This window comes from Teichococcus vastitatis, assembly GCF_003604215.1.
GTDB lineage: Bacteria > Pseudomonadota > Alphaproteobacteria > Acetobacterales > Acetobacteraceae > Pseudoroseomonas > Pseudoroseomonas vastitatis.
The window spans coordinates 67,771-90,234 of record NZ_QXGS01000003.1 but is presented as its reverse complement, the minus strand read 5'-3'; the positions used below and the strand labels follow the sequence as shown (position 1 = coordinate 90,234).

The 22,464-nt window shown below is 70.5% G+C and carries 21 protein-coding genes; 14 read left to right on the top strand and 7 right to left on the bottom strand.

Annotated features, from left to right (window positions below; translation table 11 throughout):
* Nucleotides 1–127: 127 nt before the first annotated feature.
* Genes D2K64_RS06490 through D2K64_RS06480 form a run of 3 tightly spaced genes read left to right on the top strand, consistent with a single transcriptional unit; the run spans nt 128 to nt 3,597 of the window.
* Nucleotides 128–1,909 (top strand): type I secretion system permease/ATPase, encoded by a 1,782-nt coding sequence (locus D2K64_RS06490; RefSeq protein ID WP_120007426.1) that lies wholly within the window; start codon nt 128–130, stop codon nt 1,907–1,909.
* Entirely contained in the window at nt 1,906–3,297 is a 1,392-nt protein-coding gene (locus D2K64_RS06485) for an HlyD family type I secretion periplasmic adaptor subunit (protein WP_120007425.1), read from the top strand. Before D2K64_RS06490 ends, D2K64_RS06485 begins: the two co-directional genes overlap by 4 nt.
* 30 nt (nt 3,298–3,327) lie before the next feature.
* A complete protein-coding gene (locus D2K64_RS06480) occupies nt 3,328–3,597 on the top strand; it encodes a hypothetical protein (RefSeq protein ID WP_120007424.1) in 270 nt (89 codons plus the stop codon).
* Nucleotides 3,598–3,607: 10 nt separating this feature from the next.
* On the opposite strand, the gene D2K64_RS06475 is transcribed toward D2K64_RS06480, so the two are convergent.
* Nucleotides 3,608–4,360, bottom strand: a complete 753-nt coding sequence (locus D2K64_RS06475) for a glycerophosphodiester phosphodiesterase (protein ID WP_120007423.1) — start codon at nt 4,358–4,360, stop codon at nt 3,608–3,610.
* Nucleotides 4,361–4,457: 97 nt separating this feature from the next.
* On the opposite strand from D2K64_RS06475, the gene D2K64_RS06470 reads away from it, so the two are divergent.
* The 3 genes from D2K64_RS06470 to D2K64_RS06460 are packed head-to-tail and all read left to right on the top strand — an operon-like array spanning nt 4,458 to nt 8,809.
* Nucleotides 4,458–4,730, top strand: a complete 273-nt coding sequence (locus tag D2K64_RS06470; RefSeq protein ID WP_120007422.1) for a hypothetical protein — start codon at nt 4,458–4,460, stop codon at nt 4,728–4,730.
* Between the two features lie 25 nt (nt 4,731–4,755).
* Nucleotides 4,756–5,856: a TRAP transporter substrate-binding protein gene (locus D2K64_RS06465; RefSeq protein ID WP_120007421.1), complete on the top strand. Its 1,101-nt coding sequence runs from the start codon at nt 4,756–4,758 to the stop codon at nt 5,854–5,856.
* A gap of 1 nt (nt 5,857) precedes the next feature.
* Nucleotides 5,858–8,809, top strand: a complete 2,952-nt coding sequence (locus D2K64_RS06460; protein ID WP_162306156.1) for an ATP-binding protein — start codon at nt 5,858–5,860, stop codon at nt 8,807–8,809.
* A gap of 23 nt (nt 8,810–8,832) precedes the next feature.
* Here the strand turns inward: D2K64_RS06460 and D2K64_RS06455 are convergent, their stop codons facing one another.
* On the bottom strand, nt 8,833–9,759 hold the full coding sequence (locus D2K64_RS06455) for a nucleoside hydrolase (protein WP_120007419.1): 927 nt from the start codon (nt 9,757–9,759) through the stop codon (nt 8,833–8,835).
* Between the two features lie 91 nt (nt 9,760–9,850).
* On the opposite strand from D2K64_RS06455, the gene D2K64_RS25400 reads away from it, so the two are divergent.
* The 3 genes from D2K64_RS25400 to D2K64_RS06445 all read left to right on the top strand — a co-directional run bounded on the left by D2K64_RS25400 (nt 9,851) and on the right by D2K64_RS06445 (nt 11,534).
* Entirely contained in the window at nt 9,851–10,123 is a 273-nt protein-coding gene (locus D2K64_RS25400) for an ABC transporter substrate-binding protein (protein ID WP_274379291.1), read from the top strand.
* Between the two features lie 9 nt (nt 10,124–10,132).
* Nucleotides 10,133–10,621 carry a periplasmic substrate-binding domain-containing protein gene (locus D2K64_RS25395; RefSeq protein ID WP_238384050.1) on the top strand — a complete coding sequence of 163 codons (489 nt, stop codon included), beginning with the start codon at nt 10,133–10,135 and terminating at the stop codon, nt 10,619–10,621.
* A gap of 127 nt (nt 10,622–10,748) precedes the next feature.
* Nucleotides 10,749–11,534 (top strand): FadR/GntR family transcriptional regulator, encoded by a 786-nt coding sequence (locus D2K64_RS06445; protein ID WP_120007418.1) that lies wholly within the window; start codon nt 10,749–10,751, stop codon nt 11,532–11,534.
* Between the two features lie 26 nt (nt 11,535–11,560).
* Here D2K64_RS06445 and D2K64_RS06440 read toward each other — a convergent pair whose 3' ends face one another.
* Together D2K64_RS06440 and D2K64_RS06435 are read right to left on the bottom strand one after the other, a co-directional pair.
* Entirely contained in the window at nt 11,561–12,829 is a 1,269-nt protein-coding gene (locus D2K64_RS06440; protein ID WP_120007417.1) for a M20 family metallopeptidase, read from the bottom strand.
* Between the two features lie 178 nt (nt 12,830–13,007).
* Entirely contained in the window at nt 13,008–14,663 is a 1,656-nt protein-coding gene (locus tag D2K64_RS06435) for a DEAD/DEAH box helicase (RefSeq protein WP_238384049.1), read from the bottom strand.
* Nucleotides 14,664–15,180: 517 nt separating this feature from the next.
* Here D2K64_RS06435 and D2K64_RS06430 point away from each other — a divergent pair.
* From D2K64_RS06430 to D2K64_RS06415, 4 genes are read left to right on the top strand one after another with little or no spacing between them, the layout of a single operon-like run.
* Nucleotides 15,181–16,266: a methionine ABC transporter ATP-binding protein gene (locus D2K64_RS06430; protein WP_120007415.1), complete on the top strand. Its 1,086-nt coding sequence runs from the start codon at nt 15,181–15,183 to the stop codon at nt 16,264–16,266.
* Nucleotides 16,267–16,281: 15 nt separating this feature from the next.
* The gene (locus D2K64_RS06425; protein WP_370764472.1) at nt 16,282–16,935 is read left to right on the top strand and encodes a methionine ABC transporter permease; all 654 of its coding nucleotides are present in this window, start codon (nt 16,282–16,284) and stop codon (nt 16,933–16,935) included.
* A 48-nt stretch (nt 16,936–16,983) separates the two neighbouring features.
* Complete coding sequence (locus D2K64_RS06420) at nt 16,984–17,802, top strand: MetQ/NlpA family ABC transporter substrate-binding protein (protein ID WP_120007413.1); 819 nt, start codon at nt 16,984–16,986, stop codon at nt 17,800–17,802.
* Nucleotides 17,803–17,816: 14 nt separating this feature from the next.
* A complete protein-coding gene (locus D2K64_RS06415; RefSeq protein WP_120007412.1) occupies nt 17,817–18,638 on the top strand; it encodes a MetQ/NlpA family ABC transporter substrate-binding protein in 822 nt (273 codons plus the stop codon).
* A gap of 360 nt (nt 18,639–18,998) precedes the next feature.
* On the opposite strand, the gene D2K64_RS06410 is transcribed toward D2K64_RS06415, so the two are convergent.
* On the bottom strand, nt 18,999–20,255 hold the full coding sequence (locus D2K64_RS06410) for a D-amino acid dehydrogenase (RefSeq protein WP_120007411.1): 1,257 nt from the start codon (nt 20,253–20,255) through the stop codon (nt 18,999–19,001).
* Between the two features lie 145 nt (nt 20,256–20,400).
* On the opposite strand from D2K64_RS06410, the gene D2K64_RS06405 reads away from it, so the two are divergent.
* A complete protein-coding gene (locus D2K64_RS06405) occupies nt 20,401–20,877 on the top strand; it encodes an Lrp/AsnC family transcriptional regulator (RefSeq protein WP_120007410.1) in 477 nt (158 codons plus the stop codon).
* A gap of 4 nt (nt 20,878–20,881) precedes the next feature.
* On the opposite strand, the gene D2K64_RS06400 is transcribed toward D2K64_RS06405, so the two are convergent.
* Nucleotides 20,882–21,196, bottom strand: coding sequence for a hypothetical protein (locus D2K64_RS06400; protein WP_157985745.1), 315 nt, complete (start codon nt 21,194–21,196; stop codon nt 20,882–20,884).
* Between the two features lie 356 nt (nt 21,197–21,552).
* Nucleotides 21,553–22,374 carry a phytoene/squalene synthase family protein gene (locus tag D2K64_RS06395; protein ID WP_120007408.1) on the bottom strand — a complete coding sequence of 274 codons (822 nt, stop codon included), beginning with the start codon at nt 22,372–22,374 and terminating at the stop codon, nt 21,553–21,555.
* Nucleotides 22,375–22,464 lie beyond the last annotated feature (90 nt).

The following is a 22,464-nucleotide window of genomic DNA, read 5'->3' as shown; positions in this document are numbered from 1 at the left end:
CACCCCGACCATGAAAATCATCGCCGGGCTGGTGCCGGACATGAATTCCGGCCGTTTCCTCCCAGGCCTCTGCCGGCCGCGGCATGGCCTGACCCGCCCTTCCCAAAAACTTCCGGGCTGATCGTCAATGTTCTTCGCACCGCGCGTTCCAGGTGCCGAGCGGGCTCCCGACACCCCCCTCGCCCGCGCCATGGCCACCTGCCGCCGCGACTTCGTCGCCGTGGGCCTGTTCTCCGGCGTCGTCAACCTGCTGCAGCTGACCGTGTCGCTGTACATGATGCAGGTGTTCGATCGCGTTCTTGCCACCCGCAGCACCGACACGCTGATGTTCCTGACGCTGATCGCCGTCAGCGCCATCCTGCTTCTCGCCATCCTTGAGGCGGTTCGTGGCAGCATCATGCAGCGCGCCGCCGGCTGGATCGAGGCGCGCGTGGCGCCGGAGGGCTTCGAGCGTGCGCTGGAAGCCCAGCTCCGCGGCCGTCCCTACCGGATGGAGGCGCTGCGCGACCTCGGCTTCTGCCGCTCCTGGCTTGGCTCGCCCGGCGCGCTGGCCGTGTATGACGTGCCCTGGGTGCCGATCTACCTGGCCGCGATCTTTCTGCTGCATCCGGTGATGGGCTACATCGCCCTGGGCGGCGCGGTGCTGCTGTTCGCCCTGACCATGCTGAACGAATACACCACGTCGGCACTGCTGAAGCAGGCCAGCAACGCGACCATGTTGAGCCAGCGCCGCGCCGATGCGATCGCCCGCAATGCCGAGGTGATCGACAGCATGGGCATGACGCCCGCGGTGATGGCCCGCTGGCGCCGCGGTGTCGCCGAGACGGTGACGCCGCAGGAAAAGGCCGCCGCCCGCGCCGCCGTGCTGCTGTCCGCCACCAAGTTCCTGCGGCTGGTGGTGCAGATCGCGATCCTCGGCGCCGGCGCCTACCTGGTGCTCAACCAGCAGCTAACCTCGGGCGCTTCGATCGCCGGGTCGATCATCATGGGCCGCGCCTTGGCCCCGGTGGAGCAGCTGATCGGCGGCTGGAAGGGCCTAGTGCAAGCCCGCCAGGCGCTGAAGCGGCTGACGGTGTTCCTGGCACAGCCGAGGCTTCGGCCGCCTGGCCTGCCGCTGCCCGAGCCGACCGGCGCGCTGGCCGCCGAGCGCGTGTCCTACGCCCTGCCCGGCCAGAACGTGCCCATCATCAAGGGTGTCGCCTTCGGCCTGCGGGCCGGCGAGAGCCTGGCGGTGATCGGCCCGTCGGCAGCCGGCAAGACCACGCTGATCCGCCTGCTGATCGGCACGCTGGCGCCGAGCTCCGGCTCCGTGCGGCTCGACGGCGCGGATGTTTACACCTGGAAGCGGGACGATTTCGGCCGCCACGTCGGCTACCTGCCGCAGGATGTGGAACTGTTCGACGGCACCGTGTTCGCCAACATCGCCCGCATGGGCGAGGCCGAGCCGGAGGCGGTGTTCGCCGCCGCCAAGCTGGCCGGCTGCCATGACATGATCCTTCGCCTGCGCGACGGCTACGACACCGAGATCGGCGATGCCGGCCAGCACCTGTCAGGCGGCCAGCGTCAGATGATCGGCCTGGCGCGGGCGCTGTTCGGCACCCCCAAACTGGTGGTGCTGGACGAGCCGAACTCCAACCTCGACGGCGATTCCGAGGCGGCCTTGCAGCGCGCCCTGGAAGGCCTGAAGGCGCGCGGCTGCACCGTGGTGCTGGTGTCGCACCGGCCGCAGCTGGTGCAGGGCGTCGACAAGGTGCTTCTGCTGAAGGATGGCGCGGTGGAGATGTTCGGCCCGCGCGCCGAGGTGCTGAAACGCCTGATGGGCCCGCGCCCGGCGCCGGAGCCCGCCAAGGTGGCGGCCGAGGCCGCCCCGCCCCGCCTCGACAACACCCAGCCGGGAGATGCCGCATGAGCGTCACCACCCTTCCGCCGGGCATGGCCGGCGGCGGCGCGCTCGACAAGCAGCGCGGCGCCAGCCTGCCCCCGCTCAGCCCGCCCGAGACGATGCTGGATACGCCGCGGCCCCGTACCAGCCGGGCCCTGGCGCTGGGCATGCTGTCGATCGGCGTGTTCTTCGGCGGCTTCACCGCCTGGTCCCTGATGGCACCGCTGGCGGAAGCAGCCATAGCGCCGGGCCAGATCCGCTCGGAAGGCCAGCGCCGTGTCATCCAGCACCTGGAAGGCGGCATCGTGCGGGAGATCCTGGCGCGCGACGGCGACAAAGTAAGTGCCGGCCAGGTGCTGATGCGTCTCGACGAGGTGCAGTCCGATGTTGGCCTCGGCACGGTGCGCGCCCAGCGCTGGGCGCTGCTGGCGCAGGATGCGCGCCTCGCCGCCGAGGCGCGGGGCGCCAGCGACATCGGCTTCCCGGCTGAGTTGCTGAGCAGCGACGACCCGCGGGCGCTGGAGGCGATGACCGGCCAGCGCACCCTGTTCGCGGCGCGGCAGACCAGCCTGGTCAGCCAGATCCAGGTTCTGGAAGCGCGCATTGCCCAGCACGAGGCCAGCGCGGCCTCGGCCCAGGGCCAGATCGCCAGCCAGAAGCGCCAGCTCGACCTGATCGAGCGGGAGGCGCGCGATGTCGAGGTTCTGGTGCGGCAGGGCCTGGAGCGGATGCCGCGCCTGCTCGGCCTGCAGCGCAACATGGCCTCGCTGGAAGGCAACATGGTCGACCTGCGGGGCCAGGTGGAGCGGGCTCAGGCCTCCGTGGCCGAGGCCCGCAACCAGATCCGGCAGACCCGCGACCAGCGCCTCACCGAGATCTCCACGGAAGCGCGCGAAGTCCGCGGGCGTCTGAACGAGGCCGAGGAAAAGCTGCGCAGCGCGCGGGACATGGTGACGCGGCGCGAAATCGTGGCGCCGGAGGACGGCACCATTCTCGGCAGCAAGTTCTTCAACGTCGGCGCCGTGGTCCGCCCGGGCGAGCCGGTGATGGAGATCGTGCCGGCGAATGACCGCCTGGTGGCCGAGGTGCAGCTCGCCGCCAACGACATCGACGTGGTTTATCCCGGGCTGCAATCCGAGATCCGGCTGCCGGCCTTCAAGCAGCGGCTGGTGCCATACGTTCATGGCCATGTCACCTATGTGGCCAGCGACGTGACCATGGATGAGCGCACGCGGCAGAGCTATTACCGCGTGCAGATCATGGTGGATCAGGAGCAGCTGAGCCGGCTGGAGAATGTGCAGCTGGTTCCCGGTATGCCGGTCGAGGCGCAGATCCAGATCGGCGAGCGGTCCTTCTTCCACTACATGATGCAGCCGGTGATCGACAGCTTCCACCGCGCCTTCCGGGAGCCATAGGCCGATGCCCCAGCCAGGAGAGTTCTTCGCATGAGCCAAAGCATTCTGTTTGCCGACGGCGTGCTGGAGGCCTCTGTGCATGTCGGGGTCGCCCGCGTCACGCTGGGCCAGACCGGTGCCGACGGCAAGCCGCTGGCCTGCGGCCAGCTGGCGATTCCGGTTGCGCAGCTGCCGGCCTTCGTCCGCAGCCTGCAATCCCTGCTGCAGCAATTCGAGGCCAAGCGGCAGCAGGCGCAGCAGGCGCAACAACAGGAGCCGACGGGGCAACCGGCGGCGGATGCATTCCGCTTCTCCGGCTGAGGTGGCGGCGTCAGCCGCCGTTGCGCAGCCGAAGCGCCAGCACCGGGTCGTCCGTGGCCATCAGATCGACCCGCAGCTCCAGCGCCTTCCGGATCTCCGGCGCCTGGTTGGCGCCCCAGACGCCAACCCGCAGCCCGGCCCGCCGCAACTCCGCCAGCATGGTGGCGTCCAGGGCGGCGATCTCCGTCTCCACCGTGCCGAAGCCATGCGCCCGCGCCACGCCCACCACGCCGGTGGTCCCGATCGCCCGCAGCGTCTCGCGGCCGAACAGCCACACCACGCCGCCGAGGCCGCCCGCCGCCAGCGCCGCCGCGGCCAACTCCGCCTCAAAGGCGATGATATGGGTGCGCGACCGCAGCCCGGCCTCGTCGAGCACGCGCAGGCTTTGCCGCAGAAGTGCCGGATCGGGCATCTGGCCCGGGGCGGGCTTCAGCTCGACCTGCAGCGCCTGCCGGGCCGGCCGCAGCAGCGCAGCGAGGTCGGCGAGCAACGGCACCCGCTCCTCCCCGGCGCCGCGCAGGCGGAGCTGGGCGAGTTCAGAGGCGCTGTGCTCGGCCACGGCCCCGGCCGCCTCTGTGGTGCGGTCGAGCCGCGCATCGTGGATCACCACAGGCACGCCGTCGGCGCTGAGATGCACGTCGCATTCCAGCTGCTCCACGGCCAGCGCGGCACTGCCGCGGAAGGCCAGCAGGCTGTTTTCCGGCCACAGGATGGCGCCGCCGCGATGGCTGACGATGGCAACCAGATGAGGTTGGGCTTGCATAGCTCTTGCCTTGCCGTGGAAACCTGTTTGGCGCAATCTGCCAGACGCTTTTACACCGTCCCTTTCCTGGGGGCGACCTGCCCGATGAGGTCACGACATGTCCTTGCTCTTGGTTTCCCACGACCAGGATGCCCCGGGCGCCCAGCTTCTCGAGGATGCCGTCTGGCAACTGGCGGAGTCGCACCTGATGCTGTCCGGATCGATGATCGTGGAAAGTGCCGTATCGGGCCCCTACCTGCTGCAGCACCTCCAGGGCGCGCTGCGCCGGTCGGGCCGCGACGGAACGCTGATCGTGACGCCGATCAGCAGCGCCGAGTGGAGCGGGCTTTCCCCGGAAGCGGAGGCCTGGATCCGCGGCCGCCTCGCGTGATCCCTGGCGGGACCTGTCCGCGGCCATGGCAGCCATGACGGCCAGGGGGCGCCCGATCTCCAGCACCCGGCGGTGGTGGCTCCTGGTGCTGGCGGCGCTGCTCGCCGTGCCGGCATTGGCGCAAGAGGCGGTGGCGCAGGAGGCGGAGGCACCGATCCAGCTGAAGGTGATCGGCGGCCTCGGCGGCGTATCGCAGTACACGCGCTATGAGGAACCGTTCTGGCGCCGCCGCATCGGCGAGCTGACCGGCGGCCGGGTGCAGGCCGAGATCGCCCCCTTCGACCGCGCCGGGCTGAGGGCGGAGGAGATCCTGCCGCTGATGCGCCTCGGTGTGGTGCCGTTCGGCACGGCGCTGCTGGCGGTGGTGTCCAGCGAGGAACCGGAATTCAACGCCGTCGACCTCCCGGCGCTCAACCCCGATATCGGCACGCTGCGTGAGACGGTGCAGCGGTACCGCCCTCACCTGAAGGAATTGTTGCTCGACCGCTACAATGTGGAGCTGTTGTCGGTCTACACCTATCCCGCGCAGGTAATCTGGTGCTCGCGCCCGTTCACCGGGCTGGGCGATCTGGCGGGCCGGCGCATCCGCACCTCCTCCGTCGGCCAGGCCGAGATGGTCGAGGCGCTCGGCGCCATCTCGGTGGTGATTCCCTTTGCCGAGATCGTCGGGGCGTTGCGCGGCGGTGTGGTGGAATGCGCCGTCACCGGCACCATGTCCGGCAACAGCATCGGGCTGACAGCGGTGACCAGCCACATCCATGCCATGGCCATCACCTGGGGCGTCTCGGTTTTCGGCGCCAACAGTGCGGCATGGCACGCGCTGCCGGAGGGCGTGCGCAGCAGCATTCGTGCCGGCTTGGCGGAGCTGGAAACCGCGATCTGGAACGGTGCCGATCGCGAGACCGGAGAGGGGCTGAACTGCAGCAGCGGCCAGTCCGGCTGCAGCGACGGCCGCATGGGCAACCTGACCGTGGTGCCGCTGAGCGCCGCCGACATCGCCCGCCGCCGCCAGTTGCTGACCTCCACCGTTCTGCCGCGATGGGTCGACCGCTGCGGCGATGGATGCGCCGAGGCGTGGAACGCCTATCTCGGCCCATCGCTGGGCATTACCGTCCGGCATCCCTGACATGGCGCAGTTCCGCCGCATCCGTTGCGCCATCCTGCTATCCGCCGCCGCCCTGTTGTGCGCGCAGTGGCTGGCCACCTCCATGCTGCTCAGCCGCACGCGCAACGCCGCCCTGACGGCGGCGGCCGACACGGTTCAGCGCGCGGCCCGGGCCGTCGAGGCATCGCTGAACCGCAATTTCGTCCAGATCGATGCCATGCTGGTGGGACTGCCGGGCATCCTGGCGCCGATGGCCGGGAATGGCAGCCTTTCGGCGCCGCAGATCAGCCGGGTGCTGCGCGAGCTCAACAATCAGAACTTCACCTTCCGCGACGTGCTGCTGATCGGGCCGGATAACATGCCGGTCGCCACGGGCCTCCCATTATCCCGCCGGCGGGCCTTCCCGGACGCCGTGCTGCGCTCCTTCTTCGAGAGCGCGCCGCGCCCCGGGGCGGTGCTGATCGGCGGCCCGTTGCGCAACCCCGCCAGCGGCGAATGGTCGCTCTACATGGCGCGGCGCATCACCCTGCCCGGTTTCGGGTCGCTGCTGGCCGTGGCCGAGATGCCGGTGCCGGTGCTGTCCACCCTGCTCTCCGTGGGCGGGGATGGCACGGGGTTGCGCATCTCGCTGGAACGCGCCGACGGCACGCTGCTCGCCAGCCAGCCGCATGACGAGACGCATATCGGCAACCGCCTCTCGCCTTCCTCGGTAGAGCGGATGGCGGAAGAAGACGGCGACCAGTCGCGCCAAACCAGCAGCCGGTTCGACGGATCGCCGGTGATCGCCGCCGACCGGCCGCTGCTGTACCCGGCGCTGGCGCTGTCCGCCAGCATCAGCCGGGACGTGGCTCTGGCCGATTGGGAACGGGAACGCATCCGGGCGCTGGTGATTTCCGCCGGCTTTGCCCTTCTGGTGGCAGCGCTGGCCGCTGCGCTGCTGGCGGCGATGCGGCAGCGCGAACGGGTCGAAACGGAACGCAACCGCTGGCGCGCCATGCTGGAGAACGCGCTCGACTCCATGACTGACGGCTTCGTCATGTGGGACGCCGAGGACCGGCTCGTTGCCTGCAACGCGCGGTACAAGGATTTCTACCAGGTCAGCGCGCGCTTCATCCAGCCCGGCGCGCATTTCGACGACATCATGCGGGAAGGCTTCCTGCGCGGCCAGTACCCGCAGGCGGGCGCCAGCCTCGATGCCTTTCTGACCGACATGCGGCGCTGGCACCGCGGCAACAGCCCACCAATGGAGCGCCTCCTGCCGGATGGCCGCTGGGTGCTGGTGACGGAGCGTGCCACACCGGGCGGCGGCACGGTGGGCATCCGCACCGACATCACCGAGCTGAAGCACACCATGGCAGCGCTGGCCGAAGCGCGCGACGAGGCCGCCGCCGCCGCCGAGGCCAAGAGCCAGTTTCTGGCCCGCATGAGCCATGAGCTGCGCACGCCGCTGAACGGCATCCTCGGCTTCGCGCAGGTGCTGGTGGATGATCAGCGGCTCGCATCCGACCAGCGCGAGCAGCTCCGCATCCTACACGAGGCCGCCCGCCACCTGCTGGAACTGGTAAACGGCCTGCTCGACCTGTCCAAGATCGCCGCCGGCCGGCTGGAGCTGCGGCCGGAACCCACCGCGCTGCGCCCCCTGCTGGAGCGGGCGGCCGCGCTGCTGGCGCCGGAGATCAGCCGCAAGGCGCTGCGCTTCACCCTCGACCTGCAGCCCGGCACCCCGGAGGCGGTGCAGGCGGACCCGACGCGGCTGTTGCAGCTGTTGTTGAACCTGTTGTCCAACGCGGTGAAGTTCACGCCGCCGGCGGGGCAGATCTCGCTCAGGGCACAGCCGGCTCTGCTCGGCCAGGGACTGCGGCTGGAGGTGCAGGACAGCGGCCCCGGCATCCCGGCCGAGCAGCGCCACCTGCTGTTCCGCGATTTCGTGCAACTCGCGACGCCCGGCGCCGGCGCCGAGGTGATGGCCTTCGGCACCGGGCTCGGCCTTTCCATCGCCGCCCAACTGGCCGGTCTGATGGGAGGCCGCATCGGCTGCGAAAGCCACCCCGGCGCCGGCGCGCTGTTCTGGGTCGAGTTGCCTCTCCCGCTGGCGCAACTCGCGGCGTCGGCCGGCGCACCGGGCCCGGATGCCGTTTCCGCCGCGGTGATTCCCACCGAGCCCCTGCGCATCCTGGTGGCCGATGACGTGCCGGCCAACCGCCTGGTGGCGCGGGCGATGCTGACCAGCGCCGGCCACCACGTGACCTGTGTGGAGGATGGTGCCATGGCCCTGCAGGCGGTGCGGCAGGGCGAATTCGATCTGGTGCTGATGGATCTGCAGATGCCGGTGATGGACGGGCTGGAGGCGACCCGAGCGATCCGCGCGCTGAAAACGCCGCACAACGGCGTTCCGGTGATCGCCGTCACCGCCTCGGTAATGCCGGAGCAGGTGGAGGCGTGCCGGCAGGCGGGCATGGATTCGCATCTGGCCAAGCCGATCGACCGCGACACGCTGCTGCGCATGGTGGCGCATCACGGCCGCGGCCCGCGCGGAGGAACCATGGCGGAGATGCCCATCAGCTCCGCGCCGGCGCTCGGCTTGCCCGGCGACGCCGGCGCCCCGCTGCTGGACCGCGCGGCGCTGCGGGCCTTGCTGACCGACCTCGGGCCATCGGCGGCCTCGGTTCTGGAGGAATTCCGGCGCGAGTTGCAGCAGGGTGCCGAAACCTTGGCAGCGCTGGCCCCGGAGCCGCAGGCGCAGGCCGAGGCGCTGCGCGCCGCGACGCATCGGCTTCAGGGGGTCAGTCGCACCATTGGCGCCCGCGCCCTGAGCGAGGCCCTGGAATGGCTGCAGGCCAGCCTCGCTCAGGGCGTCGATCCCGCACCGGCCTTGCAGTCCGCACGCGGCCGGCTCGACCAGACCGTGCCGCTGCTGCTGGATGCGGCGGAAACGGTGCGCGACCTGCCCTCCCCACTCGGGCATTCCGGCTAGGCGTCCCGGGCGCATCGACGGGTTCAGGGCAGCCGACCGATCCGCTCCGCCAGCAGGGCGAAGAACCGGTCCGCATCCAGGCGCTCCAGCAGGCAGGCGTTGCGCGGCAGCGGGTTGCGGCCCCAGCGGTCGATGCGGGTGCGGCCGCGATCGGCACCGTCACGCACCACCTCAGCCGCCACCGGCCGGTGGATGAACAGGTCCGGCGCCAGCAGCCAGGCCACCGCGCACGGATCGTGCAGCGGCGCGCCGCGGTGCCCAAATCGCCGGGACGGCGGCAGCGCCGCGAGAATGCCGGCCGTTGCCGCCAGACACCGCCCGCCCGGCGCGGCCCGCAGCGTCGCGACCCTCTCCGGCGTGACCAGGGCCTGCGCCGTGAGGTCCAGCGTCGCCAAGGTGACGGGGCGGCCGCATCGCAGCAGCACCATCAGCGCCTCGGGGTCCATGGCGGCGTTGAACTCGGCCGCCTCGGTCCAGTTCCCTTCGCCCACCGCGCCCGTCATCAGCACGATCTCGGCCACTCGGTCCGCCAGGAACGGCTCGGTGGCCAGCGCCAGGGCGAAATTGGTGGCCGGTCCGAGGCCGAGCAGGGTGACGCTGCCAGGCGCCGCGGCGCGCAACTCGGCGCGGATCGCGTCCGACGCCAGGCCTGGGGCCGCGGGCGGCCCCTCCGGCAACACCACGCCGCCCAGCCCGTCCACCCCATGCACCGCCGTTTCGGAGCGGAACCTGCCGATCAGGGGACGGTCGGCGCCTGCCAGCACGGGCACTGCGGAACCCGCCAGCCCGAGCACGGCGCGGGCATTCGGCAGCGTGCGCTCCAGCCCGACATTGCCGCCGGCCACCGTGACCATCCGCAAGGCGAGTTCCGGGGAGGCTAGCGCCAGCCACAGGGCGATGGCGTCGTCCGTCCCGGGATCGCAGTCGAGCAAGATGGTGCGCGGCGTCATGCCGCGCGCACCGCCATGCCGGCCGGTCGGGAAACAGCGAGCATCTTCGTTACGGTCTTGATCCGGGTCAGGCGGGGTCGGCCGCGTTGCGGTGGGTGGTGCAGCATGTCAGCTTGCTGCGCCTCAGGCCACCCGGCCAGACGACTCTTCCATCGCCGATCCGCTGCGGGATGTGCGGGTGCGTCGGGCCCTGTCCGTGGCGATCAACCGCGAGGCGCTGTGCGACCGTATTCTGCAGGGCCAGGGTATGCCGGCGGGCGACCTCGGGCCGGGCAGGTATTTCGGCACCTCGCCGGACCTGACGCCGCAGCCCTTCGACCCCGGCGGCGCCTGGCGCCTGCTGGCCGAGGCCGGATACGCGTAGGGTTTCGCGGTGCAGGTCACCGGCCCGAACGACCGCTTCCCGAATGACGAGCAGATCGTGCAGGCCATCGCCCAGATCTGGTCGCGCATCGGCCTGGCGGCGACGGTGGAAACCCGGCCGCACGGCGTCTGGCTCTCGGAAGCGGCGCAGCTGAAGTATTCGGTGAATTTCGCCGGCTTCTCGTCCAACCCCGAAGCACTGGGCATGCTGGAAACGCAGATCCACAGCTGGGACGCGGCGCTTGGCCTCGGCACCGCCAATCGAGGCCACTTCAGCAATCCCGACATCGACGGGATGATCCGGAAGGCCCGGCAGACCATGGACAATCATCAGCGCGAGGCCTTGACCCGGCAGGCGACCTGGGCGGCGCTGCGCGACCAGCAGGCGCTGATCCCGCTCGATGTCGCGGTGAATACCTGGGCGATGCGCCGGGGCTTGAGCTACCAGGTGCGCACCGACGAGATGACCCTGGCCACCAGCATCGGCCGCCCTGTCTGACCGGCCGATGGCCCGGATCGGGGCGCGGCCCCTGCCCGGCGGCCTGCTTGACGCCAGCACGGCGCAGGGCCTACGTCATCCGATGACCTGACGGCGCGAAACGCCGTCGGCGGAGGGGAGACGACCCATGGACGGACGCAACACCGGCGCGGTACCGCATGGCATCGAGCTGGCGCCGCTTGCGCCACCGGCCAACCTGACTGCCGAGCTGGTGCGGCGCCTGGCGGCGGAGATCCGCGCCGGTCGCCTCAAGCCGGGCGACCGGCTTCCCACCGAGCAGGCGCTGATGCGACAGGCCGGCGTGTCCCGCACCGTGGTGCGGGAGGCGGTCGCCGCCCTTCGCGCCGAGGGGCTGGTGCTGACCCGCCAGGGCGTGGGCGCCTTCGTGGCCGATCCGCTGGCGCGCGGCCAAGTGCGTATCGACCCGGGCGAGATGCGGTCGCTGCAAGACGTGCTGCAGGTGATCGAGCTGCGCATCGCCCTGGAAACAGAGGCTGCGGGGCTGGCCGCCGAACGGCGCGATGCCGAGGCGCTGCAACGTGTGGAGCAGGCCGCCGCCGCCTTCGACGCCGCGGTGGAAGCGGGCGAGATCGCAGTGCCGCAGGATCTGGAGTTCCACCGCGCCATCTTCGCCGCCACCGGCAACGGGTTCTTTCCGCGCTTCCTGGAGTTCCTGGGCCCGATGCTGATCCCCCGTCAGACGGTGCGGCCGCACCTGGAGGACCCGGAGGCGAGAACCGCCTATCTGCGGCGGGTGCGGGAAGAGCATGCCAGGATCGCCGCGGCCATCGCCTCCGGCGACGCGGCCTCGGCGCGGGACGCGATGCGGCAGCACCTCAGTGCCAGCCGCGACCGCTACGCCGGGCTGGCCGGCCGCCTCGCCGCGCTGGACAACGTCCCCCTGCCCCGCTGAAGCAGGCGGCGGGGCCCGCGGACCGGTCAGCTGTAGTCCGGGATCTGCGGCACGTCGGCGAGGTAGGCCAGAACGGCGCGCGAGAGGGCTTCCACATCTTCCACGGTGGTGTGCTCGTCCGCGCCGTGCAGCCTCTGGCCGCGACGCAGCAGTCCGCCGGCCAGGATCTCGCGGATGCCCGCCTGCTGCATGAAGCCGATGGCCGAGCCACCGGCGCCGCCCCAGCGCCGGAAGCTGTTGGGCGAAAAGCCGAAGCCCCAGCTCAGCGCGCGCAGCCAGCGTGACCAGTTCGGGCCGTGATCGGGATCCACCACCGGCTCCAGCCGCCGGGAAACACGGCTCTCCACTTTGCATCCCGGAGCCTCACGGATGCCGCTGGCCACGGCGGAACGAAGCTCCTGCAGCGCCACGGCATAGCCTTCCTCCGCCGTGAAGCTGCGCTGCACCAGCAGCTTGCAATCGGGGGATGCGCCACTCTCGTCACCGCGCACCGACACCACCGACAGCTTCGGCCGCAGCATGCCGCCGCCCGCATCCGGCGGCGCGGGCAGACGCGAGGTGCGGCGGCGCAGATCTGATTGCAGCCGGGACAGCGCTTCCAGGATCGGCTTCGCCGCAGACCCGGCTTCTCCCGTGCGGGACGCGGCACAATCCGACACCTCGATCTCCAGGTCGAGGCTGCCCAGGCTGCCGGCCCAGATGCGCGGCGCCACGGGACCGTTCAGCCACAGCACATGGCCTTCCGCGACGCGCTGTTCCGCCAGGTGGCGAAGCCCCGGCCAGCGGCGCGCCGCACCATCGGTGGTGAACAACAGCAGCGGGTCGAAGCGCAGCTTCAGCCCCACCGCGTCGGCGACGCGCAGCGCCGCCCAGACCGCAGCGATCGCCCCCTTCATGCTGACCGTGCCGAGGCCGTAGAGCCGGCTGCCCTGCCGTGTCAGGGTGAGCGGCGGCCGGGTCCAGTGCGCGTTGGGCGCGGCCGTGTCCATCAACAGCGGAATGGTGCAGATCGGCCGCCCGGTACGCCGCGCCGCCACCAGATGCAGGCGCGGTCCATCCACGGGACCGCTGTCCAGCGGGATGCGGCGCATGTCGAAGCCTAAGGGGGCGAATTGATCCTGCAGCAGCGCGGCCAGCGCGTCGCACCCGGCCACTGCGGGCACCGAGGTGTCCACAGCCACCAACTGCGCCAGTTCGTCGATCCAGCCCGTCGCTCCGAGCAAAGGTCCCGCCATGTTTAGCCGGTCGATGGACGCCTCGTAGGGCTCCAACGAATCCTGCTCATCCCATGGCATCGTCGACGACCCCTCCGCCCGTGCTGATCGGGCCGCATTCTGTTCGGCCACCTGTCCGCACCTTCAAGCCTGTGGAGGGCCATAACAGCCTGCGGCCACCACCGCAGCGCACGAGCGCGCGCCCCACAGCTTCTTGAAGCCAGGCCGACCGAAAGATCGAGAAAGCTTCCCCCGCCGCTTACGCGATGCGTGCGCGGGGCGCCTCCCGCCGCGGCGCACGGCCCGGCGGCGGCATTGCCCGGCCGCCGCCGCCGGTCACCGGCTCCACCCGGATGTGGGGCTCCTCGGCATCCGGGCGGCGCGCCGCGGCGGCGAAGCGACCGGCCACGGCCGGCGCAACCTCGAACTGGGTTTCGCGCCCCATGATGCGGATGCGGCCGATCTCGTCCCGCCGCACCTGCCCGCGCCGGCACAGCATCGGCAGGATCCAACGCGGATCGGCCCGGTTGTCACGGCCCACATTGATGCGGAACCAAACGCCCTCGGCCTCGCCGCCGGTCCGCTCGTAAGCCGGACGGCGTGCCGGCGCGGCATCCACCGACGCCAGCTCCTCCGGCGCCGGCAATGGTGCGCGCAGCACCTTCACCAACACGGCCGCGAGTGCCTCGGCGCCGTGGCGGGCGGCCAGCTCGCGCGCCACATCACGATCCTCGACTTCCGCTTCCTCGGCCAGCAGCGCCTCAGCCTGAGCGGCTAGGCGCTCGGCATCGCGGGCCCGGATCGTCTCGGCGGAGGGCGGCGACACCCATTCCGCCTGGACGCGGGCGCCCATCAGCAGCCGCTCCGCCATGCGGCGGCGGTTCACCGGCACCACCAGCACGGACACGCCCTTGCGTCCGGCACGGCCGGTGCGGCCGGACCGGTGCAGCATCACCTCCGGCTCCTTCGGCAGCTCGGCGTGAATCACCAGGCCAAGGTCCGGCAGGTCGATGCCGCGCGCCGCCACGTCGGTGGCGACGCAGACCTGGGCGCGGCCGTCGCGCAGGCCCTGCAGCGCGCGCGAGCGTTCCGTCTGGGACAGCTCGCCGGAAATCGCCACGGCCGAGAAGCCGCGCTCGGTCAGGTTGGTGTGCAGCCGGGCCACGGCGGCGCGGGTCGAGCAGAACACGATGGCGCGCGGGCTGTCGGATTCGCGCAGCAGGTTCACCACCGCCCGCTCGATGCCGTGCGGCGCCACCAGCACGGCGCGGTGCTCGATGTCGCCATGCTGGCCACCCTCGCCCTTCGCCTCGATGCGCAGCGCGTCGGTCTGGAAGGACTGCGCCAACCGCTCGATCTCGCGCGGCACCGTGGCCGAGAACAGCAGGGTGCGGCGCTCGGCCGGCGCCGCGCCGAGGATCGCCTCCAGCTCCTCGCGGAAGCCGAGGTCGAGCATCTCGTCGGCCTCGTCCAGCACCACGGCGCGCAGTGAGTCGGGACGGAGATTGCCGCGCTCCAGGTGGTCGCGCAGGCGGCCAGGAGTCCCGACCACAACATGGGCGCCCTGCGACAGGGCGCGCCGCTCGGCCAGCGGGTCCATGCCGCCGACGCAGCTGACCACGCGGCCGCCGGCCTGGGCATACAGCCAGGACAGCTCCGCCTTGACCTGCAGCGCCAGCTCACGCGTCGGCGCCACCACCAGCGCCAGCGGCGCGGCGGCCTGTGGCAGGCGCTCCTGCCCCTCCATCAGTTGCGGCGCGATGGCCAAGCCGAATGCGACTGTCTTGCCCGAGCCGGTCTGCGCGGACACCAGGAGGTCGCGGCCCGCCGTCTCCGGCTCCAACACCGCCGACTGCACGGCGGTGGGCTCGGCATAGCCGCGCTCGGTCAGGGCGCGCAGAAGGGCTTCGGGCATCAAGGGAAATGACATGGTATCGGGAATATTCCGCCGTGTTCGGGTGGGGCGCGCCCGCCTGTCGGGCACCGCCAGGGCAGCGCCACCCCACTGAGGAGCTTCCAGGCTCCGGGACGGCGGTTCTGCGAGAGTGCGCGCTGTGTAGCGGTTCCGATGCCGTTTTGCACGAAATCAACAGCCTCAGGTGATGAGCCATGCGTCAAGCGCATGGATCGTCAGGCGGGATCGAGTCTTGCGGTCGGATTGTGGTTTGTCCATTCTCCGTCGTGGAAGGGGAAATCCTTTCCCGCGGGATTTGACGGATGCAGCTTGCGCCGCGACATCAAGGGCTAAAGCGCCGGGAAGCCGGGCAGCGGATGAGGGGAACATGTCCCTCCGCCGGTCGCTTCGTGGGTCATCCGACCGTGTTGGGGATCTGCCAAGTGTCCATGCATCGCCGAATGTCACGCATCTGACCATCCGTCCCCCCGCTGCGCCTTGATGCGGCGCGCCTTTCCCGCTGCTGCTTGGAACCACCATGGCCCAGACCACCGCCCACCGGCCTTCTCCGGCCGCGCCCGAACACGCGATCCGCCTGACCGACCTGCACCGCCGCTTCGCCGGCCGCGGCGGCGTTGGCACCAAGGCGCTGGACGGCGTGTCGCTGGATGTGGCCGCGGGCGAGATCTTCGGCATCGTCGGACGCTCCGGCGCCGGCAAATCCACCCTGATCCGCTGCGTGAACCTTTTGGAGCGTCCGGATAGCGGGGCGGTGCGTGTGCTCGGCGAGGATCTGCTGCTGCTGGGCGACCGCGCCCTGCGCGAGCGGCGTCGCGGCATCGGCATGGTGTTCCAGCATTTCAACCTGCTCTCCTCCCGCACCGTGGCCGACAACGTCGCCTATCCGCTGGAGGTCGCCGGCATTCCCGCCGCCGAGCGGGGGCCGCGCGTGGCGGAAGCCCTGTCCCTTGTCGGGCTGAGCGAGAAGGCAGGCGCTTATCCGGCGCAATTGTCCGGCGGCCAGAAGCAGCGCGTCGGCATCGCCCGCGCCCTGGCGCCACGCCCGCGCATCCTGTTGTGCGACGAGGCCACCAGCGCGCTCGATCCCGAGACGACGCAGGAGATCCTCGGGCTGATCAAGCGGCTGCGCGACAAGCTCGACCTCACCGTGCTGCTGATCACGCACGAGATGGCCGTGGTGAAGGAGATCTGCGACCGCGTCGCGGTGATGGAGGCCGGCCAGGTGGTGGAGCAGGGCCGCGTGTTCGAAGTCTTCACCCGGCCGCAGCACCCGACCACGCGCCGCTTCATCGCCGACACCATCGGCTACGCCGTGCCGCCGGGCACCGTGGCCCGCCTGCCGGCCGCCCGGCCCGGCGAGGAGCGGCGCCTGCTGCAGGTTCTGTTCGCCGGCCCCAACAGCACCCGCGCCGTGATCAGCGAGGCGTCGCGCCGCTTCGAGCTCGACCTCGACATCATCTCCGGCCGCATCGACGCCATCGGCGAGGAGCCGTTCGGGCTCATGGCGCTGGCCGCCTACGGCGCGCCGGCGCGGATCGACGCCGCGGTCGACTGGTTTGGCGAGTTGGGCCTCGCTGTGACTCCCGTGAACGAAGGGGCCTGAGCCATGATCCCCTGGATGCCACCGATGCTGCAGCAGCTTTTCGTGGACGCCGCGATCGAGACGCTGACCATGGTGGCCGGCGCCGCGCTTGTCGCCATCATGGTCGGCCTGCCGCTGGCGCTGCTGCTGCACGCCACCGACCGGGGCGGCCTGGCGCAGAACGGCTTGGTCAACCGTCCGCTCGGCCTGCTGATCAACGCCGTGCGCTCGACGCCCTTCATCATCCTGATGGTGGCGATCGTACCCTTCACCCGGCTGGTGGCGGGCACCTCGATCGGCACGGGCGCGGCCATCGTGCCGCTGGCGCTCGCCTCCACCGCCTTCATCACCCGGCTGTTTGAGACCGCGTTCCGGGAGGTCGACCGCGGCGTGGTGGAGGCGGCGCGCGCCATGGGCTCCACGCGCCTGCAGATCCTCTGGAAGGTGATCGTGCCCGAGGCGCTGCCTGGCCTGATCGCCGCCGTCACCGTCACGCTGGTCAGCTTGGTCGGCTATTCGGCCATGGCCGGCGCGGTGGGCGGCGGAGGCCTGGGCGATCTCGGCATCCGCTTCGGCTACCAGCGCTTCATGCCGGAAGTGATGGCCAGCGTGGTGATCGTGCTGATCCTGTTCGTGCAGGGCCTGCAGTCGCTGGGCGACTGGCTGGTGCGCCGCGTCCGCCGCCGCTGACCCCGGACCGTTCAACGAAACCCGCTAATTCAACAAGGAAACATGCCAATGTCCGCCAATCGCCGCGTGCTGCTGGGCAGCGTCCTCGCCCTGCCCTTCGCCGCCACCCTGCCCGCCCTGGCCCAGAACGCCGACATCGGCACCGAGGCGCGGCCGATCCGCATCGGCGCCACCGCGGGTCCGCACAGCCAGGTGCTGGAAAAGGTGCAGGAGATCGCGGCGAAGGACGGGCTGTTCATCCGCATCGTCCCCTTCACCGACTACATCACGCCGAACGCCGCACTGGCCGCCAAGGACCTGGATGCCAACTGCTTCCAGCACCAGCCCTTTCTGGAGCAGACGGTGAAGGACCGCGGCTTCAAGATCGTCGCCGTCGGCAAGACGCTGGTGTTTCCGATGGGCGTCTACTCGCGCAAGCTGAAGACGGTGGCCGAGATCCCGAACGGCGCCCGCATCGCCATCCCGAACGACCCCACCAATGGCGGGCGGGCGCTGGCGCTGCTGGCCGCCAACAACGCTTTCAAGCTGACCCCGGGCGCCGATTTCCGCGCCACCGTCGCCGACGTGCTGGAGAATCCGAAGCGCCTGCGCATCATTGAGCTGGAAGCGGCGCAGATTCCCCGCGCGCTCGATGAGGTGGACGCGGCCGCCATCAACACCAACTTCGCCATTCCGGCCGGGCTGAACCCGGTGCGCGACGCCATCGCCATCGAGAGCGCCGACAGCCCCTATGCCAACCTGATCGTCGTGCACCAGGACAACAAGGACGCGCCCTGGGCGAAGCGCCTGGTCGCCGCTTACCAGAATGACGACATCAAGGCCTTCGTGAAGGAGACCTTCCAGGGCTCCGTCGTTCCCGCCTTCTGAGGAGCATCCGAACCATGCTGAACCGACGTTCCCTGATCCTGGCCGGCGGCGCGCTGCTGCTGCCGGCGATCCTTCCCCGCCCGGTCCTGTCGCAGGCCGCCGCCATCGGCACGGCGGCGCGGCCGCTGCATGTCGGCGTCACCTCCGGCGTGCACGCCCAGGTGCTGGAGGTGGTGCGCGATGTGCTGGCGCGCGATGATTTCGCCCTTCGCATCACCGAGTTCGCCGATTTCATCCAGCCCAACGCGGCGCTGGCGGCGGGCGAGATTGACATCAACACGTATCAGCACCTGCCTTTCCTGGAAGCGCAGAAGCAGCAGCGCGGCTACGACTTCGTGCCCGTGGGCAAGACGGTGCTGACGGTGATGGGCGTGTTCAGCCGCAAGCACAAGGCGATCGGCGACTTGCCGAACGGCGCCCGCATCGCCATTCCGAACGACCCGACCAATGGCGGCCGTGCCCTGCTGCTGCTGGCCAAGGCGGGGCTGATCAAGCTGACGCCCGGCGTGGATTACCGCGCCACCATCGCTGACATCACCGAGAATCCGAAGCGTATCCGCATCATCGAGCTGGAGGCCGCCTCCATCGCGCGGGGCCTGGATGACGTGGATGCGGCGGCCATCACCGGCAACTACGCCGTGCCGGCCGGGCTGAACCCTTTGAAGGACGGCCTCGCGGTGGAGGGCACCGACAGCGCCTACACCGTGCTGGTGGTGACCCGGCGCGGCGACGAGGCCAAGCCCTGGGCGCAGAAGCTGGCGCGCGCCTATGCCGACCCGGCGGTGAAAGCGTTCGTGGAGAAGACCTTTGGCGGCGCGGTGATCGTCGGGGCCTGAGGCGGCGCGCTCGGCCCGGACCGGGCGGCACGCCGGACGCGGTCCAGGCGGGGCGCGTGTCGCCCGTCCAGGCCGCGATGTCGCAGGGTCACTGTTGCGGCAGTGCCGGTTGGTCTCGGCACCGCTGTTCGACGGCTGCTCCTACAACACCGGTCCTGCCGCGACACCGTGCGGTCGCCGGCCTCGATGTTGACCTGCCGGCTGTGTCAGAGTTCCGGCGCTGGCTGCGGCGTCCGGTCCCGGCGCAGCGGCCGCCGCTCCCCGCTGCCTGCCGGTTCGGCTCCGGGCAGTTGCCGTGGAGCCGAGCGACATCCCCAGCGAGCGGTCCTGAACGGGGTGATGCCGATGCGCCGGCCGCGCTCAGGCGGCGTAGCGTGACAGCGCCAGATCCTCATGTTCGATGTTCGGGCGGTTGCCGGCCACCAGATCGGCAGCCAGGCGCCCGCTGCCGCAGGACATGGTCCAGCCCAGAGTGCCATGGCCGGTGTTCAGGAACAGGCGGGGGAACTTCGTCGGACCGATGATCGGCGTGCCATCGGGCGTCATGGGGCGGAGCCCGCACCAGAACACCGCCCGCGCCGGATCGCCGCCGCGCGGATACAGGTCCATCACGGAATGCAGCAGGGTCTGCCGCCGCTCCTCACGCAGGGTGGTATCGTATCCGGCGATCTCCGCCGTTCCGCCGACGCGGATGCGGCTGCCGAGACGGGTGATGGCGATCTTGTAGGTCTCGTCCATCACCGTGGAAACCGGTGCGGCGGCTTCGTCCGTCACCGGCAGGGTGATCGAATAGCCTTTCACCGGAAACACCGGGATGTTCAGCCCGAGCGGCCCCAGCAGCTTCGGGGAATAGCTGCCCAGCGCCAGCAGGTAGCGGTCGGCGGTCAAGGTGCCGGCGCCGGTGACGACGCCGCTGATGTCGCCGCCCTCCGTCAGCAGCCGCTCGATCTCCGTGCCATAGCGGAACACCACCCCCATGCCCTCGCAGATGGCGGCGAGGCGCTGGGTGAAGACATGTGCGTCCCCGGTCTCGTCCTGCGGCAGGCGCAAGCCACCGACGAATTTCTGGCGCACCGCTGCCAGCGCCGGCTCCGCTGCCACGCAACCCTCGCGGTCCAGCACCTCAAAGGGAACCTCGTAGTCGCGCAATACCTTGAGGTCGCCCTCGACATGGTCGAGCTGCGCCTGGGTGCGGAACAGCTGCACCGTGCCGCGCTCCCGCTCGTCATACTCGATCCCGGTCTCGGCCCGCAGATCGGCCAGGGCGGAACGGCTGTAATCGGCCACCCGCACCATGCGGGACTTGTTGATGCGGTAGGCCTTCTCAGTGCAGTTGCGCAGCATCTGCCACATCCAGCGCCATTGCGCCGGATCGAGCCGGGGGCGCACCACCAGCGGACTGTGCTTCTGAATCATCCACTTCACCGCCTTGAGCGGGATGCCGGGACCGGCCCAGGGCGAGGAATAGCCGAAGGATACCTGGCCCGCATTGGCGAAGCTGGTTTCCAGGCCGGCGCCGTTCTGCCGGTCCACCACCTCGACCTGATGCCCCGCCCGCGCCAGGTAATAGGCCGAGGTGACGCCCACCACGCCGGCGCCGAGAATAAGGACCTTCATCGCAGACCATGCTCCGCCAGGCCGCCGGAAACCGGCGGCACCGCATCATGCTAGGGCCGATGCCGGCGCAGGTGCTTGCGATTGGCGCATCTTCGTAGGATTGATGGGCTGAAGCTTCGAAGAATCTGCGAAAGTTGCGTCTATCATGCAGCCTCCTGTCCTGGACTCGCTAGCTCGCAAGATGCTGCGGCTGTTGCGTGCCGATGGCCGCATGAGCAATGCCGACCTGGCCGCCGCGATCGGCCTGTCGCCCTCGGCCTGCCTGCGGCGGCTGCGCCTGCTGGAAAGCAGTGGCGCCATTCGCGGCTACACCGCCATCCTCGCCGATCCCGGACCGCAATCGCGCACCGTGGTGATCGTGCAGATCACGCTGGAGAGGCAGACGGAGGATGCCTTCAACCGCTTCGAGGCAGCGGTGCGACAGTGCCCCGAGGTATGCGAATGCTACCTGATGACAGGCGTCTCGGACTACCTGATCCGGGTGGAAGCGCGCGACGCGGCGGATTACGAGCGCATCCACAAGGAACAGCTTTCCCGCATGCCGGGCGTCGCGCGCATCCAGTCGGCCTTCGCGATCCGCACCGTGGTGCGTGGCACCGCGCCGGCCTGGGTGGAGGATTAGACCCTCAGGTACTCTGCTCAGTGGCGCGCGACCCCATCTCACAGCGGTAGCGCGAGAAGATGTAGTGCGGGTGTTCGGACAGCCAGCGGGCTGCCTCGGGCTGCGCGCCCTTGACGCAGGCCATCAGTCCCGGCTCGGGATCCATCGGCATCGGACGTTGCTCGATGCACTTTGCGGGATCGGCGGCCAAGCAATAAACAAGAACCAGTTGAACCAGCATGGTAATGTCCTTGGTGGATGCGGAGGAGCCGCGGCTGTTGTTCGCCGCTTGCTGCACTGCAGCATAACTGATCCACAGGATTGTTCGAGGATTTTTCATCGTATCCCGAGCCGGATCTTGCGCCCTGCTGTGCCCGGCCGGGCATCCTGCGATCCGCGCCGGCGGTGCGGCCAACCGGCTGCGGCGTCAGTTCGTTCGGGCTAACCTGTGGCGATTGACCGGGCCAGGGCATGGAGCGTCCGCATCTCGTCGGCCGATCGAGCGAGACCAGGGGCCGCCGCATTCCCGGCCGTGTGCGCCAAGCTGGTGGCTTCCGACAGAGCCGCCGGCCGTCGCATTGGTGGGGAACTGTGCCATGCCGGCGCCGGGGGCCCAGCGCATCCCGGGCAGCCGCCGGTTATCGGGACCTAACCCGCGAAATTGGCCCGGCACGGGCTGCAACCGCGTGAGCCGGCTCAGCCACGCCGCCAACCGGCCCACATTACCGCCAGACGGTCCCCCAACCCGCGGGCCGGCGGCGGCAGCGCCGGATCCCAGCCGGGGGCAGCCATGCGCCGCAGGTCGCGCCGCGCCAGCACCGCCGGCAGCGCGGCCGACCCGACCCCGCGCGGCAGCCGCACCGCACCCTGGCGCAACAGGTTCATGCCGTCCGTCACCAGCTGCCGCGCCACCGCGGCGACCCCGGGCTGGCGTGGATCCTGCGCGGCATCCGCGCTGGACAGGCCGTGTTCACCCAGCAGATCGGCCGGCAGCAAGGAACGGCTTTGCCGGGCCTGGGCCGGAATGGAGCGCAGCAGGCCCGCCATGCCGTAGGCGGCGCCGAGCGATTGCAAAGCCGGCAGGGCTTCCGGCGGCGCCCCCAGCGCATGGCCCGACGCCACGGCGAAGCCGCCCGCCGTGCCGCGCAGATAGGCCAGCAGCGCCGCCCGGCTCGGGATCTCATCTTCCGTCTCCGCCTCGCGCGCATCCACCATGCCGAGCAGGTCGCTGGGATCGAGCCGGCCGGCGGCGATGGCCTCGGCCAGCGGGCCTGCCACCTCATGGCGGCGCGGCGGCTGTCCGGCGTGGGCCTCCTCCACCGCATCCCGCCACCATTGCAGGCGGATCAGCGCGGCCATGGGATTGCTGGCGGCTTCCCGCGCCCGTGCGAGTTCGTGGTTGAAGGCGATCAACAGGAACTGCGCCTCGCGCTTCTCCGGCGGCGCAAAGAGCGCGCACAGGAAACGGTCCGGGTCGTGCCGTCGGGCGGCCTCGGCGAGCGGTGAAAGATCGGCCATGCGGCGGGTTACGGCGCCGCCCCGGCCCTTGCAACAGGGCGGCGGATTGTAACGGGCGCCCCGGTTGACGCCTCAGGGGCACACGCCTAG